The organism is Mesorhizobium sp. M0045 (assembly GCF_040323385.1).
Lineage (GTDB): Bacteria > Pseudomonadota > Alphaproteobacteria > Rhizobiales > Rhizobiaceae > Mesorhizobium.
The window spans coordinates 107,509-122,233 of sequence record NZ_JAMYUY010000004.1 but is presented as its reverse complement, the minus strand read 5'-3'; the positions used below and the strand labels follow the sequence as shown (position 1 = coordinate 122,233).

General features: G+C 63.0%; 14 protein-coding genes. 2 read left to right on the top strand and 12 right to left on the bottom strand.

The genetic code is table 11. The annotated features are described in order from the left end of the window. Positions 1 to 8 precede the first annotated feature (8 nt). A complete protein-coding gene (gene dhaL / locus NKJ72_RS07910; protein WP_352476547.1) occupies positions 9 to 644 on the top strand; it encodes a dihydroxyacetone kinase subunit DhaL in 636 nt (211 codons plus the stop codon). On the opposite strand, the gene derI is transcribed toward dhaL, so the two are convergent. Genes derI through NKJ72_RS07895 form a run of 3 tightly spaced genes read right to left on the bottom strand, consistent with a single transcriptional unit; the run spans position 641 to position 2,644 of the window. Continuing rightward, a complete protein-coding gene (gene derI, locus NKJ72_RS07905) occupies positions 641 to 1,084 on the bottom strand; it encodes a D-erythrulose-4-phosphate isomerase (RefSeq protein ID WP_254818715.1) in 444 nt (147 codons plus the stop codon). The genes dhaL and derI overlap by 4 nt on opposite strands. A gap of 26 nt (positions 1,085 to 1,110) precedes the next feature. Then, the gene (locus NKJ72_RS07900; RefSeq protein WP_352476546.1) at positions 1,111 to 1,869 is read right to left on the bottom strand and encodes a triose-phosphate isomerase; all 759 of its coding nucleotides are present in this window, start codon (positions 1,867 to 1,869) and stop codon (positions 1,111 to 1,113) included. 10 nt (positions 1,870 to 1,879) lie between these two features. Further along, on the bottom strand, positions 1,880 to 2,644 hold the full coding sequence (locus NKJ72_RS07895; protein WP_352476545.1) for a DeoR/GlpR family DNA-binding transcription regulator: 765 nt from the start codon (positions 2,642 to 2,644) through the stop codon (positions 1,880 to 1,882). 256 nt (positions 2,645 to 2,900) lie between these two features. Between NKJ72_RS07895 and fba the strand changes: the two genes are divergently transcribed. After that, positions 2,901 to 3,965 carry a class II fructose-bisphosphate aldolase gene (gene fba / locus NKJ72_RS07890; RefSeq protein WP_352476544.1) on the top strand — a complete coding sequence of 355 codons (1,065 nt, stop codon included), beginning with the start codon at positions 2,901 to 2,903 and terminating at the stop codon, positions 3,963 to 3,965. A gap of 42 nt (positions 3,966 to 4,007) precedes the next feature. Here the strand turns inward: fba and NKJ72_RS07885 are convergent, their stop codons facing one another. From NKJ72_RS07885 to NKJ72_RS07845, 9 genes are all read right to left on the bottom strand, one after another. After that, positions 4,008 to 4,946, bottom strand: a complete 939-nt coding sequence (locus tag NKJ72_RS07885; protein WP_352476771.1) for a sugar phosphate isomerase/epimerase family protein — start codon at positions 4,944 to 4,946, stop codon at positions 4,008 to 4,010. Next, on the bottom strand, positions 4,946 to 6,463 hold the full coding sequence (locus NKJ72_RS07880; RefSeq protein ID WP_352476543.1) for a glycerol-3-phosphate dehydrogenase: 1,518 nt from the start codon (positions 6,461 to 6,463) through the stop codon (positions 4,946 to 4,948). Before NKJ72_RS07880 ends, NKJ72_RS07885 begins: the two co-directional genes overlap by 1 nt. 19 nt (positions 6,464 to 6,482) lie before the next feature. Continuing rightward, complete coding sequence (locus NKJ72_RS07875) at positions 6,483 to 7,523, bottom strand: 2-hydroxyacid dehydrogenase (protein ID WP_352476542.1); 1,041 nt, start codon at positions 7,521 to 7,523, stop codon at positions 6,483 to 6,485. A gap of 7 nt (positions 7,524 to 7,530) precedes the next feature. Further along, complete coding sequence (locus tag NKJ72_RS07870) at positions 7,531 to 9,093, bottom strand: FGGY-family carbohydrate kinase (protein ID WP_352476541.1); 1,563 nt, start codon at positions 9,091 to 9,093, stop codon at positions 7,531 to 7,533. Then, a complete protein-coding gene (locus NKJ72_RS07865) occupies positions 9,093 to 10,217 on the bottom strand; it encodes an ABC transporter ATP-binding protein (RefSeq protein ID WP_352476540.1) in 1,125 nt (374 codons plus the stop codon). Before NKJ72_RS07865 ends, NKJ72_RS07870 begins: the two co-directional genes overlap by 1 nt. Further along, the gene (locus tag NKJ72_RS07860; protein ID WP_352476539.1) at positions 10,214 to 11,332 is read right to left on the bottom strand and encodes an ABC transporter ATP-binding protein; all 1,119 of its coding nucleotides are present in this window, start codon (positions 11,330 to 11,332) and stop codon (positions 10,214 to 10,216) included. The genes NKJ72_RS07865 and NKJ72_RS07860 overlap by 4 nt, the downstream gene beginning before the upstream one ends. 4 nt (positions 11,333 to 11,336) lie before the next feature. Further along, positions 11,337 to 12,194 carry a carbohydrate ABC transporter permease gene (locus tag NKJ72_RS07855; RefSeq protein ID WP_023676025.1) on the bottom strand — a complete coding sequence of 286 codons (858 nt, stop codon included), beginning with the start codon at positions 12,192 to 12,194 and terminating at the stop codon, positions 11,337 to 11,339. Between the two features lie 9 nt (positions 12,195 to 12,203). After that, a complete protein-coding gene (locus NKJ72_RS07850) occupies positions 12,204 to 13,127 on the bottom strand; it encodes a carbohydrate ABC transporter permease (RefSeq protein WP_352476538.1) in 924 nt (307 codons plus the stop codon). Between the two features lie 150 nt (positions 13,128 to 13,277). After that, the gene (locus NKJ72_RS07845) at positions 13,278 to 14,723 is read right to left on the bottom strand and encodes an ABC transporter substrate-binding protein (RefSeq protein ID WP_254818725.1); all 1,446 of its coding nucleotides are present in this window, start codon (positions 14,721 to 14,723) and stop codon (positions 13,278 to 13,280) included. Positions 14,724 to 14,725 lie beyond the last annotated feature (2 nt).

Genomic DNA, 14,725 nt, shown 5'->3' with positions numbered 1-14,725 from the left:
AGAGCATCATGACGTCCACCGATACGGCCAAATTGAAAAGAATGTTCGATGCGATCGCCGCGGCGATCGACGCCGACAAGGACAGGCTCTGCCGGCTCGACGGCGTCATCGGCGACGCCGACCATGGCATCGCCATGGCACTAGGCTTCGGCGCTGTGCGCGACGCGCTGGACCAGATCGATGCGTCGACCGAGCCGACGGCATTGCTCAACACCGCGGCAAAGTCGTTTCTCAACGCAGTCGGCGCCTCGTCGGGCCCGCTCTATGCGACCGCCTTCATGCGCGGTGCCGCCGCCGTCAAAGGCAAGGCAATTCTGGAGGACGCTGACGTCATCTCCATGTTCCGGGCGATGGCGCAAGGGATCCAGGATCGCGGCAAGGCCGAGCTCGGCGAAAAAACCATGGTCGACGCCTGGCTGCCGGCAGCGCAGGCAGCGGGTGTCGCGCGGGAAGCCGGCAAGAGCCTGTCCGAGAGCCTGGAAGCGGCACTTGCCGCGGCCGAAAGCGGCGCCGAGGCGACCAAGGACATGATCGCCACCAAGGGCCGCTCTTCGCGTCTCGGCGAGCGCTCGATCGGCCACGTCGATCCTGGCGCCGCATCGGCCGTGACGATCATCAGGGCGATGCGGAACAGTCTGGCTTAGCCCCGCTTCGCCGCGTCGAGCCTGTCGATGGCCTGGACATTGCCGGCCGATGGTCCCTTCTCATCGAATTCCGATGCGAGCCAGGCGTCGACGATCGACTTGGCCAGTTCCGGGCCGATGACGCGCGCGCCCATGGTGATGATCTGGGCGTTGTTGGATTTCGCCGCGCGCTCGGCCGAATAGGTGTCGTGGGTGAGTGCGGCGCGAATGCCGGGCACCTTGTTGGCGGAAATGGATACGCCGATGCCGGTGCCGCAAAACAGGATGCCGCGATCGTTCTCGCCGTCCAGGATGGTCTGGGCGAGCTTCTGCGACAGGTCGGCATAGTAGCCCGCCTGGCTGAGGTCGCTAACCGTGAGGCCGGGCTTGGTGGCGAGGTGAGCGGCAATGACGTCGAGCAGCGGCTTGCCGGCGCTGTCGGCTCCAATGGCTATTTTCATGTTCGGTTTCCTTCCTGTTCGATGCTTCAGATCGCCGCCGAGGCGCGTTTGAGGATGTCGATGTAGCCTTCCGCCTGCCAGGCGGAACGGCCGATGAACAAGCCGTCTATATTGGGCTGGCCGACCAGTTCGGCGGCATTTTGCGGATTGACGCTGCCGCCATAAAGCACCGGCGGCACCACCGGCAGCAGGTCGCGGGCGATTTTCTTGATCAGCGCCTGCTGCCTGTCGGCATAATCAGAACTGGCCGGCACGCCCTTGTCGCCGATCGCCCAGACCGGCTCATAGGCAAACAGGATCGTCGCCGCCTTCGCCGCCCCTTCGAGAAACTGCAGTGCGCCGTGCACCTGCAGGGCCAGTATCGCAGCGGCCTGCCCGCTGTTGCGTTGAGCCAAGGTCTCGCCGACGCAGATGAGTGGCACGAGACCGTGCTTCACCGCCGCTGCAGTCTTCAGCCCGACAGCCTTGTCGGTCTCGCCGAAATGCTCGCGCCGTTCACTGTGGCCCAACTCTACCACATCAAGTTCGCAGTCTTTCAGCATTACCGGCGAGATCTCGCCGGTCCAGGCACCGGCGTCGGCCCAATGCATGTTCTGCGCGCCAACCTTGATGCGTGTCGGCGACAGCGCTTTCTTGACCTCGCGGACCGCCGTGAAGGGCGGGATGACGAAAGGCTGAATGCGCTCGTCGAAACCGGGGACGAACTCCGCCAGCGCCTCGGCGAAAGCCATCGCCTCGGCGAGCGTCTTGTTCATTTTCCAGCTGGTGCCGACCCAATAAACCATACGCGCCCTCCTACTCTGCGATCACCGTCAGCAAAACGCCAGCGCCATCCAGTGCGGCGCGCATCTGCGGCTGCGGCTCGCGGCCGGTGAAGACCATGTCGAAGGCCTTGAGATCGGTCAGGAAGTGCAAGGCGGTGCGGCCAAACTTGCCGTGATCGGCCAGCAGATATTTGCGCGCTGCTGCAGCCATCATCAGCCGTTTGGTCTGGACCACTTCCTGATCCTGGTGAAAGGCAGAGGCACCATGGATGGCCGATGAAGACAGGAAGGCGACATCTGCGCGCAAAGATTTCAGCGTGTCTTCGGCGAGCAGGCCGAAGAAGCCGTGGAACTTCTTGCTGTATTGGCCGCCAAGCGCAATCAGGTCGATGCCGGCAACGCCCGCCAAATCCTGGATGACAGCCAGGTTGTTCGAGATCACCGTCAGCGGACGCAGATCGGCAAGGTGCCGAGCAACGCCGCCCGCGGTCGAGCCGTCGTCGATGATCACCGTCTGGCCCGGCTCGATCATCCTCACGGCGGCGACGGCGATGCGCTGCTTTTCATCGCCGGCCAGCCGCTGGCGGTAACGGAAATCGCTTTCGAAAAGGCTGCTCGGCTGGATCGAGGCGCCGCCGCGCACCTTGCGCAGAAAGCCGCTTTCCTCGAGCTCGTCGAGGTCGCGGTGGACGGTCATCTTCGACACGCCGAAGCGTGAGGCAAGATCGTCGACACTGGCGGTGCCGGTGTCCATCAGAAAATCCATGATGCCTTGCCGACGGCCGTCGCTCTTCATTTCCGCCGCTTCCTCGTACACCCCGGTTCCGGGACATAACAGAAAACGTCGCACAGGCCACCAAATTTTTTGTGATAATGTTATATCTCTATGGGATATCATGACGCTTCTGGGCGCGTGCTGTAACAAGAATTGCTGCCGGCCGAGCGCCCAGCGGTTGCGGTGCCGCGGAAATCCGGCCAGAAGCATCAGGGGCTCGACGATAACCGAACAGCCCGCAAACACTGGCCCGAAACCGGATACGGGAGACTACTGAGTGGCTCGCATCACACTGAGACAATTGCTCGATCATGCCGCCGAATACGGCTATGGCGTGCCTGCCTTCAACATGAACAATATGGAACAGGGCCTCGCCATCATGGAGGCAGCCGAGGAGACCAAATCGCCGGTTATCCTGCAGGCGAGCCGCGGTGCGCGAGCCTACGCCAACGACGTGGTGCTGGCCAAGCTGATCGACGCGCTGGTCGAAATCCATCCCGATATCCCGGTCTGCATGCATCTCGACCATGGCAACAACGAAGCGACCTGCGTCACCGCGATCCAGCACGGCTTCACTTCGGTGATGATGGACGGATCGCTGAAGGAAGACGGCAAGACTCCGGCCGACTACGCCTATAATTCCGGCATCACCCGCCGCGTCGTCGACATGGCGCATTGGGGCGGCGTCTCGGTGGAAGGCGAGATCGGCGTTCTCGGATCGCTGGAGATGGGTGGCGGCGAGCAGGAGGACGGCCATGGCGTCGAGGGCGTCATCAGCCACGACCAGCTGCTGACCGATCCCGTGCAGGCCGAACAGTTCGTGCGCGACACCCGTGTCGATGCGCTGGCCGTCGCCATGGGCACCAGCCACGGCGCCTACAAGTTCAGCCGCAAGCCGGACGGCGCTGTGCTCGCCATGAACGTCATCGAGGAAATTCACCGCCGCCTGCCGAGCATGCATCTCGTCATGCACGGCTCGTCCTCGGTGCCGGAAGAGCTGCAGGAGATCATCAACAAATATGGCGGTCAGATGAAGCCGACATGGGGGGTGCCGGTCGAGGAGATCCAGCGCGGCATCAAGCACGGGGTGCGCAAAATCAACATCGATACCGACAACCGCATGGCGCTGACCGGCGCGATCCGCAAGGTGCTGACCGAGAACCCGAGCGAATTCGACCCGCGCAAATATCTGACGCCGGCAATGGCCGCCATGCGAAAGCTGTGCAAGGAGCGTTTCGAGCAGTTCGGTACCGCTGGCAACGCACCGAAGATCAAGCCGCTGCCGCTGTCGGAAATGGCCAAGCGCTACAAGTCGGGAAGCCTCGATCCGAAATTCGGCTGACGTTCTGGATGAGCAGGAGCCGCATCGCTCCTGCTCATCCCATCATGCTCGTGGCAAGAGATCGGCCCTGCCGGTCTCGATAAATGGTGCCCAGTAGTCGACCGACTCGCGGATCATGGCGATGACCTTGTGGTCGACGGGCTCGCGCTCGCGGAACGACAATTCGAGGCAGATCTCGTTGTCGACGCCGCCGCCACGGCGAATCGTCTCCAGCAGCTTTTCCGGTGTGATGCGGCCGTCCTTGTTGTGGGCGGCAATGAACGGCCAATGGCCACCCTTGTTCATCGACGACTGCTTGACGTGGATGATCGGTGATTGCTTTGGAAAGGCTTCGGCCCAGGCATAAGGGTCGATGTCGTCCGGATTGCTCGACGTCACGTCGCCATGGTCGATGTCGACCATCATGTTGAGCGGGATCGCCATCCCTGCCGCATCGATCTCGCGCTGCAGCGTCCGGCAGCTCTCGATCGTATGGCCGAACTCGCGGCCGACCGACATCGGCTCCCAGAACAGGTAGATCAAGCCGGCGGCCCGGGCATGCTCGGCAACCTCGCGCCAGCACGCCAGCGCGATGTCGAAAAGCCGCGCGCGACGTTCAGGATCGTCGTAATCCCGGTGGGTGAAGATCGCGAACTGCGTACCCATGCCGCCGGCGCCGAGCTCGGCCGAAATTTCGGCAAAGGTCTTGAACCAGTCGACGTAGTAGCGCCGCACGTCGGCATCGGGATGGCCGAAATGATTGAGCCGCCCGTAAGGGCCGGTCATCGCCGAGGTCACGCGCACCCCGGTGCGGTTGAGAGCGGAGCGGAACAGGCGGGTGAATTTGGCGATCGTTGCCGCCGGCCAGCCGGGATTGATGAATTCATGCGTGAGCTGCACGTCGCGGATGCCGATGTCGTAGGCGATCGTATCGATCAGGTCGTCCGGCTCGGCAAAACGGTTGACCAGCGGATTGGTGTTGAGGGACAGCGTAAAGGCCATCAGCCGGCCTTCGCCAGCCGATTCGAACACCAGTCCTCGAACGCTTCTCTCTCCGCGCTGGACAGATGCAGGCCGTGCTTGGTGCGTCGTTCGAGAATATCGGCCGCGGTCTCGGCCCATTCGTGCTCGAGCAGGTAGTTGGCTTCGCGCTCGAAAAAATCCTTGCCGAAGCGCCGGCCCAGTTCGGGGAGCGAACCGGCCGCGCCGACCAGATCACGCGTCCTTGTGCCATAGAGCCGGCCATAATGCTTGACCAGGGAGGCGGGCATCCAGGGATATTCTTGGCCGAGGTCACCGAGGAACTGCTCGAAATCGGCATTGGCGATATCGCCGCCCGGCAGATGCCCTTTCGAGGTCCACGGCTTGCCCATCTTCGGAAAGAACGGGGCGATGCGGTCCAGCGCGTGCTCGGCCAATTTGCGGAAGGTGGTGATCTTGCCGCCGAAGACGGAAAGCAGCGGCGCCTGCCCTGCCGAAGCGTCGAGTTCGAAAATATAATCGCGGGTCACCGCACTCGGATTGTCGGCATTGTCGTCATAGAGCGGCCTGACGCCGGAAAACGAATGAACGACGTCGCTGCGCGCAAGCTGGCGCTTGAAGTAGCGGTTGACCACCTTGATCAAATAATCGATCTCGCCGGCATCCGCGGTCACGTCTTCCGGCCGCCCGTCATAGGGGATGTCGGTGGTGCCGATCAGCGCCAGATCGTTCTGGTAGGGATTGATGAAGATCACGCGCTTGTCGCTGTTTTGGACGAGATAGGCCTGTCGCCCTTCCCAGAATTTTGGCACGACAATGTGGCTGCCCTTGACCAGGCGCACGTTCCGCTTGGAGTTCTGGCCGGCCACGCGGTTGACGATGTCGTTGACCCAGGGACCGCCGGCGTTGATCAGCGCCCGTGCCCGGACTGTGGTCCTGACGCCGGTTCGACCGTCGCGCATCTCCACCGACCACAGGCCGTGTTCGCGACGGGCGGCAATGCAGGCGGTGCGGGTGAATATCCTGGCCCCACGCTCCGCGGCGTCGAGCGCGTTGATGACGACCAGGCGGGCGTCGTCGACCCAGCAGTCGGAATATTCGAAGCCGCGCTTGAAGGCGTCTTTGATCGGCGCGCCTTCGGGTGCGGTGCGCAGGTCCAGCGTGCGGGTGGCCGGCAGCCGCTTGCGGCCGCCAAGATGATCGTAGAGGAACAGGCCGAGCCGGACCAGCCAGGCCGGCCGGTCATCGGGGCTATGCGGCAGCACGAAGCGCATAGGCCAGATGATATGCGGCGCGGATTCGAGCAGCACCTCGCGCTCGATCAGCGCCTCCCGCACCAGGCGGAACTCGTAATATTCGAGATAGCGCAAACCGCCATGAACGAGCTTTCCCGATCGCGAACTGGTGCCCTCGGCGAGATCGTCTTTTTCGCAAAGAATGACCGACAGGCCCCGGCCCGCCGCATCGCGCGCGATTCCGGCGCCATTGACGCCGCCGCCGACGACGAAGAGGTCGACGATTTCGGTTTCACCGTTCATCTCGCTCGATGCCCTGTCGTCAGCATGGATTGACCGGAGGCAGACCGGCGATGAAGCGGCGCACTTCCTCGGCCGCCTGCTCGGCCGCATAAGTCACCGTGCGCACCGACGCGCCGGCGATATGCGGCGTCAGTGTCACGTTCGGCAGCTGCAGCAAGGGCCAGTCGGCAGGCACCGGCTCGACGGCGAACGTCTCCAACATGGCACTGCCGATCTGTCCCGAGACGAGCGCCTCGTAGAGTGCATCGTAGTCGACCAGCGGTCCGCGCGCGGTATTGACGAAGATTACGCCTGGCTTCATCCGGGCAATAGCGTCCTTGCCGATGAGACCGCGCGTCTCTTCGGTGACCCGAGAATGCAGCGTGACCACATCGGAGCGCGACAGCAGATCGTCCAGCGCTACCAGCTCGACGCCGGCATTGCGGTCCTCGACGCTCAACTGCACATAGGGATCGCAGACCAGGATGCGACAGCCGAAAGCACGCAGCAGCCGAACCAGCCTGGTGCCGATATTGCCATAGCCGATGACGCCAACGGTCATTTCGTTGAGCTCGCGGCCGGTGCGGTCGGCGCGGTAGAGATCGCCGCGCCACTCGCCCTTGCGCAAGGCTTCGTGACCGACGCGGATCAGCCGCGTTTCGGCGAGAATGGCGCCAATGGTGAACTCGGCCACCGCGCTGGCGTTGCGGCCGGGCACATTGACCACCGTGATGCCATGGGTCTTGGCGGCAGCCATGTCGATGTTGATCGGCCCGCCGCGCGACACCGCAACCAGCTTGAGTGTGGGCAGGCGCTGCATCATGGCTTCGGAGAGCGGCGCAAGCTGGGTAACAAAAATTTCGGCATCGCCGATAAAATCGACCACCTCGTCCGGATCGCCGAAATACTCCTTGACCTTGTCGAGGCCGAGCGCCGCATTGCCGAATTGCATCGGCTCGTCGGGCCAAGCGGTTTCAACGGTGCGGATGTCGAGATTGTCGCCGCAGGCCGCCTCGATTTTCTCGCGAAACACGTTCGGAAGCATGAAGCGGTCGCCGATGATCGCAATTTTCTTGGGCATGCTCTTCTCAATTCACGTCGGTTTGCCTGGACGCGGCCAGCGAACGCCAGACTGGCCGCAGCGCCTCGTGCGCCAATGTGTAGGACGGAGCCATCGCCTCATAGGCAGCGGCAAGTTTTCGATCGCTGGGCTCGGACGCACGGAGCAACGGTGTGACCCATTCACTGACGCAATCGTCCATCGATGCGTACTGGCCGACGCAGACCGCAGCAATCATTGCAGCGCCCGCCGCACCGGCCTCCTCGCGCTCGCTGGTGCGAATGTCGGCGCCGATCGCAGCACCCAGGATATTGCGCAGCGCCGGGCTCCTGGCCGCTCCGCCGGTCAGGCGGATTTCCTTGGGCAGCGGCCCCATGGCGGCGTAGCAATCGCGTGCCGCGAAAGCCAGTCCCTCGAACACCGCACGAACCATGTCGGCATAGCCGTGCCTGGACGAAATGCCGATGAAGCCGGCCCGGGCATTGGCATCGACGAACGGGCCTCGCTCGCCGGCCTCCGAGACATAAGGCTGGTAGAGCAACGAGCCTGGCTCGGACGACGATATCCACTGGTCGACCAGCGCGATCATCTCGCCATTGGTCCGTGTGATACCTTGCGAGGCGAGAATGCCGGAGGCGAGGCCAAGGACCCAGTCAATATTGAGCGTTGCCGCCATGTTCGACTGCATCTGCGCAAAGACGCCCGGTGCCGGCATCGTCATCGTGTAGCCGGTTGCAGCCTCATTGAGCAGAACCTCCTCCGGCGTTTCGGCAAGCCGCATATGCATTCCGGTGGAGCCAATGATCGAGCATCCCGGCTTGCGCTCGCGATCGAACAGGCCGGCGCCAAGCGCCGTGCAGGCGACATCGACATAGGCCAGAACGACCGGCGTGCCGGCGAGCAGACCGGTCGCTTTGGCTGCTGCCGCCGACAGCGAGGTGCTTTGCCTGGTGCCATCTACGATCGGCGGCAGCAGATGCCGGAGATCGGTGACTCCGAGTACCTCGAGCACATCATCTGAATAGCCGCGCGTGCGGAAGTCGCCGAAGGTAAAGGTGCCCTCGGACGGGTCGGTGGCGCGTTGGCCGGTCAACTTGAAATAGAGCCAGTCCTTGCAGTGGAAGGCCGTCGCTGCATTGGCAAGCATCGCGGGCATGTGGCGCTTCATGAAGACGAACTGCGATCCTTGCTGGCAGGCAGCGAGCCCGCTGCCGGTCTTTTCGAAGCGCAGCCGGTCCTCGGGCCGCGCGCGTATCTCCTCGACGACCGCGGCAGCGCGCGCGTCGAGCCACAGCCAGCCCTTGGCCACCGGCTCACCATCCTTGTCGATCAACCAGGTGCCGTCGCCCTGCCCGGTCACGGCGATGGCAATGGTCCGGCTGGCGAGGTCCGGCACCTTGTTGGCAAGCTCGCGCAAGGTCGTCGCGGTATCGGCCCAGGTGCGTGTCAAGTCCTGCTCGGCGCCGCCGCCCGGCAGTGTCTCGTACTTGTTGGGCAGCGCGGCGGCCGCGATCTGCCTGCCCGCCGTGTCGAAGGCGACGGATTTCATGACAGACGTGCCGGCGTCGACGCCGATCAGCACATCCCGCATCAGGCAAGCTCCGTGCCATGCGAAATGGCGTCACCGCTCGCCTGATCGAAGACGTGCAGGTTTTTTGGATCGATGCTGACCTTGATCGGCGCCCCGAGCTCCAGGCGGGTCCGGTCATGCTCAACCAGAACCAGCGAACCGCCGGCGAAATCGGCGGCGATATGGGTCTGATCGCCGAGCCATTGATTGGCCGAAACCGTGGCCGGCACGCCGTCCTTGGAGCGGCGGACAGCATAAGGCCTGACGCCGATGACGACGCGCTGCCGGTTGAGCAATTCGTCGCGAACCGGGCCGCTGAAGGCATCCTTGTCGTAGTCGAGCGAAAGCCCGTCGGGCAGCTTGAGATTGATCTTGCCGTCAGTCGTGCCGACATAGGCTTCGAAGACATTCATTGGCGGCTCGCCAACGAAGGTGCCGGTGAACAGGTTTGCCGGCCGCTCCTTGATCCTGTCAGGCGTATCGAACTGCTGCAGCACGCCGCCTTCCATGACGGCGATACGGTCGGCCAGCGCATTGGCCTCCGTCTGATCGTGGGTGACCAGGATCGCGGTCAGGCCGCGCTCCTTGATGAAGTGCTTGATGCGGCCGCGCAGCACAGCGCGAAGCTGCGGCTCGAGTTGGCCCATCGGCTCGTCCAGCAGGTGCAGGTTGGCTTCGCGGATCAGCGCCCGGCCGAGGCTGGCGCGCTGCTGCTGGCCGCCGGAGATCGAGCTCGGATAGCGCTCGAGAATGTCCTCTATCTCAAGCAGCTTGGCGATATGAGCAACCTTTGCATCGACCGCGCTCTTAGCCAGCCTGGCAGCCTTGAGGGCGAAGGCCATGTTCTCGCGCACGGTCAGGGGCGGGTAGAGCGAATAGCCCTCGAAGGCCATCGCGACGTTGCGCTTGACCGGCGGCAACGTGTGCACCTTGCGGCCGGCAACCGAGATTGTGCCGCGCGAGACCTCTTCGAAGCCTGCGATCATGCGCAATGTCGAGGTCTTGCCGCAGCCGGATGAGCCGAGCAGTGCCACGATCTCGCCCTTGGCGATTTCCATCGTCAGGTTCTTGACGGCGTGCACGCCGCGGTCGACCGGACCGTAGAACTTGTCGACGCCCGAAATGGTGATTGCGCTCGGGCTCATGCCGCTTCTCCACTGCGCAAATTGACGACATTTTTCGAGCCAATGCGCTCGCCGCTTGCACGATCGAACAGCAGGGCGCTTTTGCTGTCGACAGCGATATGCGCCCTGCCCTCGGATTGACCCGGTATCCCGGACGGACGCGAAACCAGGATTTCACGGCCTCGCACGGTGCGCACCAGTGTGACGATCTTCTCGTTGAGCGGCGTCTCGGCCTCGACCGTCACCGGGATGGCGCCGGACGTGCCTTCGTCAACAAAGGCCAGCGCCTCCGGCCGCAAGCCGATCACGCAGTCACGGCCGACCGCCGCCTCATGCGCGCCGGCCAGATGGACCTGGACATTGGACAGGCCGACATAGACGCCCTTGGCATCCCGGGACGGCTTGACGTCGAGCAGGTTGATGGTCGGGTCGCCGAACAGCCGGGCGATCTCGACGTTGGCCGGCTCGCGATAGATCTGTTCGGGTGTGCCTAGCTGTTTCACGACGCCTTGCGACATCACTGCGATGCGATCGCCAAGCGCCATCGCTTCCTTGTAGTCCTGGGTGACGTAGACAACAGTTGCGCCACGATCGGCGAGCAGTCTTGGCAGTTCGAGCCGCATTTCGAAGCGCAATTTGGCATCGACGTTGCGCAAGGGATCATCGAGCAGCAGAAGCGGCGGCGAGCCGACCAGGGCGCGGGCAAGCGCAGTGCGCTGCTTCTGGCCGTTGGACAGCGCCCGCGGCTTGTGGCTGAGCACATGGCCGATCTTCAACAGCTTGCCGACGCTCTCGACGCCAGCCTTGATCGCGCCCTGCGACGAATGCTTCGCCTGCAGCGGCGTGGCGATGTTGTCGAACGCCGTCATATGCGGGAACAGCGCGAAGTTCTGGAATGCCATGCCGACGCCGCGGAACTCGGCGTCGACGTCGGTCATGTCCTCGCCGCCGATGAGGATCTTTCCCTCGTCGGGGTCGATGACGCCGGCGACCAGCCGCAATAGCACCGTCTTGCCGGCGCCGGACGGCCCGAACAGGACCAGCGTTTCGCCGTCGGCGACGGTCAGCGACAGATTGTCGAGAACGGTCTGGCTTTTGTAGCGCTTGACGATGTTTCGCAGTTCGAGGCTTGCCATCGGACTATCCTTTCACCGCGCCAAGCGACAGGCCTTCGACGAGATAGCGCTGCGCATAAAGCGCGAGCGCCAGCGTCGGCGTGATCGACAGCACGATCGCGGCTGAGATCTGGCCGTACTGGATGCCGGAGGAGGTGATGAACGCCAGCGCGCCGACCGTCACAGGCTGCTTGTCGGCCGAGGCGAGCACCAGCGCAAAGACGAAATTGTTCCAGGCGAAGATGAAGGCGAGCAGGCCGGCAGCGGCAATGCCCGGCCCGGCGAGCGGCAACGCGATCTTGCGGAAGGTGGCAAACCAGGAATGGCCGGCAATGCGGTAGGCGTATTCGATGTCGGCCGGAATATCCTCGAAATAGCCGCGCACGATCCACAGGATCAGCGGCAGGCAGATCAGCTGGTAGACCCAGATCAGCCCGATATAGGTGTTGGCCAGCCCGAGCTTCTGGAAATAGAGGGTGAGCGGCAAAAGCACCAGCAGCGCCGGCGCGAACCGGAACGACAGCAGCGTGAAGGCGATGTCCTCCGAGCCGCGGAATTTGTGCCGGGCAAAGGCATAGGCTGCGGGAACGCCGAGCAGTAGCGCGACGGCAACCGAGGTGACCGACAGGAAGACGGAATTCCAGAGATTGCGCATGAAGGCGATGTCGAGCGTGCCGGCTGCCGTCATCAGCTTGCCTGTGATCAAGGCGGTGTAGTTGGCGAGCGTCGGCTCGAAGACAAGCTGCGGCGGGATCCGCAGGATTGTCTCGTTGGTCTGGAACGACATCATCAGGATCCAGACGATCGGGAACATGAAGAAGATCACGACCAGCGCCAGGGCTATGCCACGCAGGATGCGTTCGAGAAGGGAGGTGTGTTCCATGCCAGCCTCCTATGCATGGCCGCGGGCGCGTTCGCGCAGCCGCAGCCAGTTCTTGATGAAAATGTTCGAGAGGAAATAGGTGATCGCCCACAGGATGATCATCAGTGCTGCGGAGCGGCCGACATTGGTCGACTGGAAGAAGTTGAGATAGGCCTCCACCTGGAAGACGGTCAGCGTATCGCCCGGGCCGCCTTGGGTCATGGCGTAGATGATGTCGAACTGCTGGATTGAATCGAGCAGGCGGAACAGCGTCGCTGTCAGGATATAGGGGGTCAGCATCGGCAGGGTGATGCGGAAGAAGACGAAGCTGCGCGGCACGCCGTCGAGTGCTGCCGCCTCGAAGGGCTGCGTCGGCAGGCTGCGCAGTCCGGCAAGCAGTAGGATCATGATGAAAGGCGTGTAGACCCAGATGTCAACAAGGACGACGGTGAGCAATGCCGTCGACGGAGACGAGGCCCAGCGGAAATCCTGCAGCCCGATCAGGCTAGCGAGATAGCTGAGCACACCGAAGCCGGGATTGGTCATCAGCTTCCACATCAGCGCGGCGAGCGCCGGCGCCGTCATCAGCGGCATCAACAGCATGATCGAGATGAAGTTGTTTAACGTCGAGCGCTTCTGCAGCAGCATGGCGATGCCGAGACCGAGAAGCAGCTCGAGCACGACGGTGATGCCGGCGTAGAGCAGCGAAATCTCCAGCGTGTTCCAGAACTTCGGGTCGGTGAAGAAGGAGATATAGTTGTCGCCCCAGTTGAACTGCCGCGCCCAGGGTTGGCTCAACCGGTAGCGCTGGAACGAATAGACCACCGAGGTCAGGAACGGGATCAGGATTCCGATGCAGACCAGCAGGGCCGGCAGGCTGAGGAGGTAAGGCAGCACACGCTTGCTGATCCTGAAGCCCGACGGCCCGTTTCTTTGTATTGTCGCCGCAGTCATCTGCTGCTCCGTCATCCTGTTGCTTCGCCGTCCCGGCCGCCCAAGGGAGCAAGGCGGCCGGTCGGGCGAGCAGGCGGCACCTTTCGGGACCGCGTCGCAAACGATCACATCTCAAAGGCTGGCCCGCGACGGGCCAGCCTTTGCCGCGCCTTAGCCGAGCCCGGCTTCCTTGAGCTGACCGTTGATGCTCTCGGCCAGCTTGTCGAGGCCCTCGTCGACCGGCACTTCCTTGGCCACCATCTTCTGCAGCGTCGCCGCCCATTCGGTGGTGAGATCGAAGAACAGCGGCTGCGGAGTGAACTTGATGCTGGCGCCCGGCGCCGAGACGTCGAACATCTCGACATAACCGGGATAGCTCTTGTTCAACTTGTCCCGGAACATCTGGTCGTTCCAGACCGACTGGCGGACCGGATTGACGAAGTCCATCTTGGTCGCACCGAACAGTGCATGCTCGGGTCCGGATGCCCATTGCATGAAGTACCAGGTGGCGTCCTTGTCCTTGGAGAAGTTGGACATCGACAGCGACCAGATCCAGATATTGGGCGTCGGTGCCTTGGCGGCGGGATTGGCCTTGAACGCCGCGAAGGCGAGCTTGCCGGCCATCTTGTTATCGCCGCCATTCATGAAGTAGCCGAGAATGTCGGCATCGTAGATCATCGCCGAGGCGCCTGCACCGAGATCGGTGCCGACCTGGTACCAGGTATAGGTCGACCAGTCCTTCGGGCCGCTCTCCTGAATCATCTGGACCCACTGTTTGTGGAAAGCCTTGGATTCGGCGGTGCTCATCGCGGCCGACAGCTTGCCGTCAGCCGAGACGTTCAGGTCCTTCTGGTCGAAATTGGCGTAGGCCGACAGGAAGCCCGGGTGGATCGTTGCCCAGGAGCGCGAGCCGCGCACGCCGATGCCGTAGACGCCACCGCCGACGTCCTTGGTGAGCTTCGCCGCCGTAGCGACCATCTCATCCATATTGCCGGGAACGCTGACGCCGACCTTGTCGAACATGCCCTTGTTGTAGGTGATGTTGTTCTGTTCGAAGCCCCACGGAATGCACCACTGCTTGGCGTCGTCGGAGCCGAGCACTCCGCCAGGCTGGCCGTTCCAGGCGCAGGACTTTCTGACGCCTGGCAGGAAGTCGTCCCAGGCATATTTCGGGTTGGTCTTGGCCGGATCCTTGATCCATTCGTTGAGGTCGGTGATCCAGCCGGCCGGGCCGTAGGTCCAGGTCATGTAGGCGCCGGTCATGAAGGCATCGTATTCGGGCGAGCTGGCCGACAGCGCGGCGGTAACCTTGTCGAAATAGACGTCTTCGGGGAACACGTCATAGACGACATTCATGCCGGTCAACTGCTTGAAATTGTCGAGGTTGGCGATCATCGCATCGGCGTAAGGATGCTTGTTGAGCAACAGCTTGATGGTCTTGCCCTTATGCGCCTGCCAGTCGAAATCAGCCGCCAGGGCGCGGGTCTGCCCGAAATTGAGCAGTGTGCCGGCGGTGCTGGCGGCAAGGCCCATTGCACCGAGGCCCTTGATCAGCCCACGGCGGTCGACTTGTCCACGCAGGAACGCGTCGATGAGGTCTTTCTCTTTCTCATGCATTT

Coding starts and splice junctions, on each gene's coding strand:
- NKJ72_RS07900 (WP_352476546.1), bottom strand. CDS start 1,869: ATGGTTTATTGGGTCGGCACCAGCTGGAAAATGAACAAGACGCTCGCC.
- NKJ72_RS07855 (WP_023676025.1), bottom strand. CDS start 12,194: ATGGAACACACCTCCCTTCTCGAACGCATCCTGCGTGGCATAGCCCTG.
- NKJ72_RS07845 (WP_254818725.1), bottom strand. CDS start 14,723: ATGCATGAGAAAGAGAAAGACCTCATCGACGCGTTCCTGCGTGGACAA.
- NKJ72_RS07880 (WP_352476543.1), bottom strand. CDS start 6,463: ATGAACGGTGAAACCGAAATCGTCGACCTCTTCGTCGTCGGCGGCGGC.
- NKJ72_RS07885 (WP_352476771.1), bottom strand. CDS start 4,946: ATGGCCTTTACGCTGTCCCTCAACACCAATCCGCTGGTCAACCGTTTT.
- NKJ72_RS07865 (WP_352476540.1), bottom strand. CDS start 10,217: ATGAGCCCGAGCGCAATCACCATTTCGGGCGTCGACAAGTTCTACGGT.
- NKJ72_RS07860 (WP_352476539.1), bottom strand. CDS start 11,332: ATGGCAAGCCTCGAACTGCGAAACATCGTCAAGCGCTACAAAAGCCAG.
- dhaL (WP_352476547.1), top strand. CDS start 9: ATGACGTCCACCGATACGGCCAAATTGAAAAGAATGTTCGATGCGATC.
- NKJ72_RS07850 (WP_352476538.1), bottom strand. CDS start 13,127: ATGACTGCGGCGACAATACAAAGAAACGGGCCGTCGGGCTTCAGGATC.
- NKJ72_RS07895 (WP_352476545.1), bottom strand. CDS start 2,644: ATGAAGAGCGACGGCCGTCGGCAAGGCATCATGGATTTTCTGATGGAC.
- NKJ72_RS07870 (WP_352476541.1), bottom strand. CDS start 9,093: ATGCGGGATGTGCTGATCGGCGTCGACGCCGGCACGTCTGTCATGAAA.
- derI (WP_254818715.1), bottom strand. CDS start 1,084: ATGAAAATAGCCATTGGAGCCGACAGCGCCGGCAAGCCGCTGCTCGAC.
- NKJ72_RS07875 (WP_352476542.1), bottom strand. CDS start 7,523: ATGCCCAAGAAAATTGCGATCATCGGCGACCGCTTCATGCTTCCGAAC.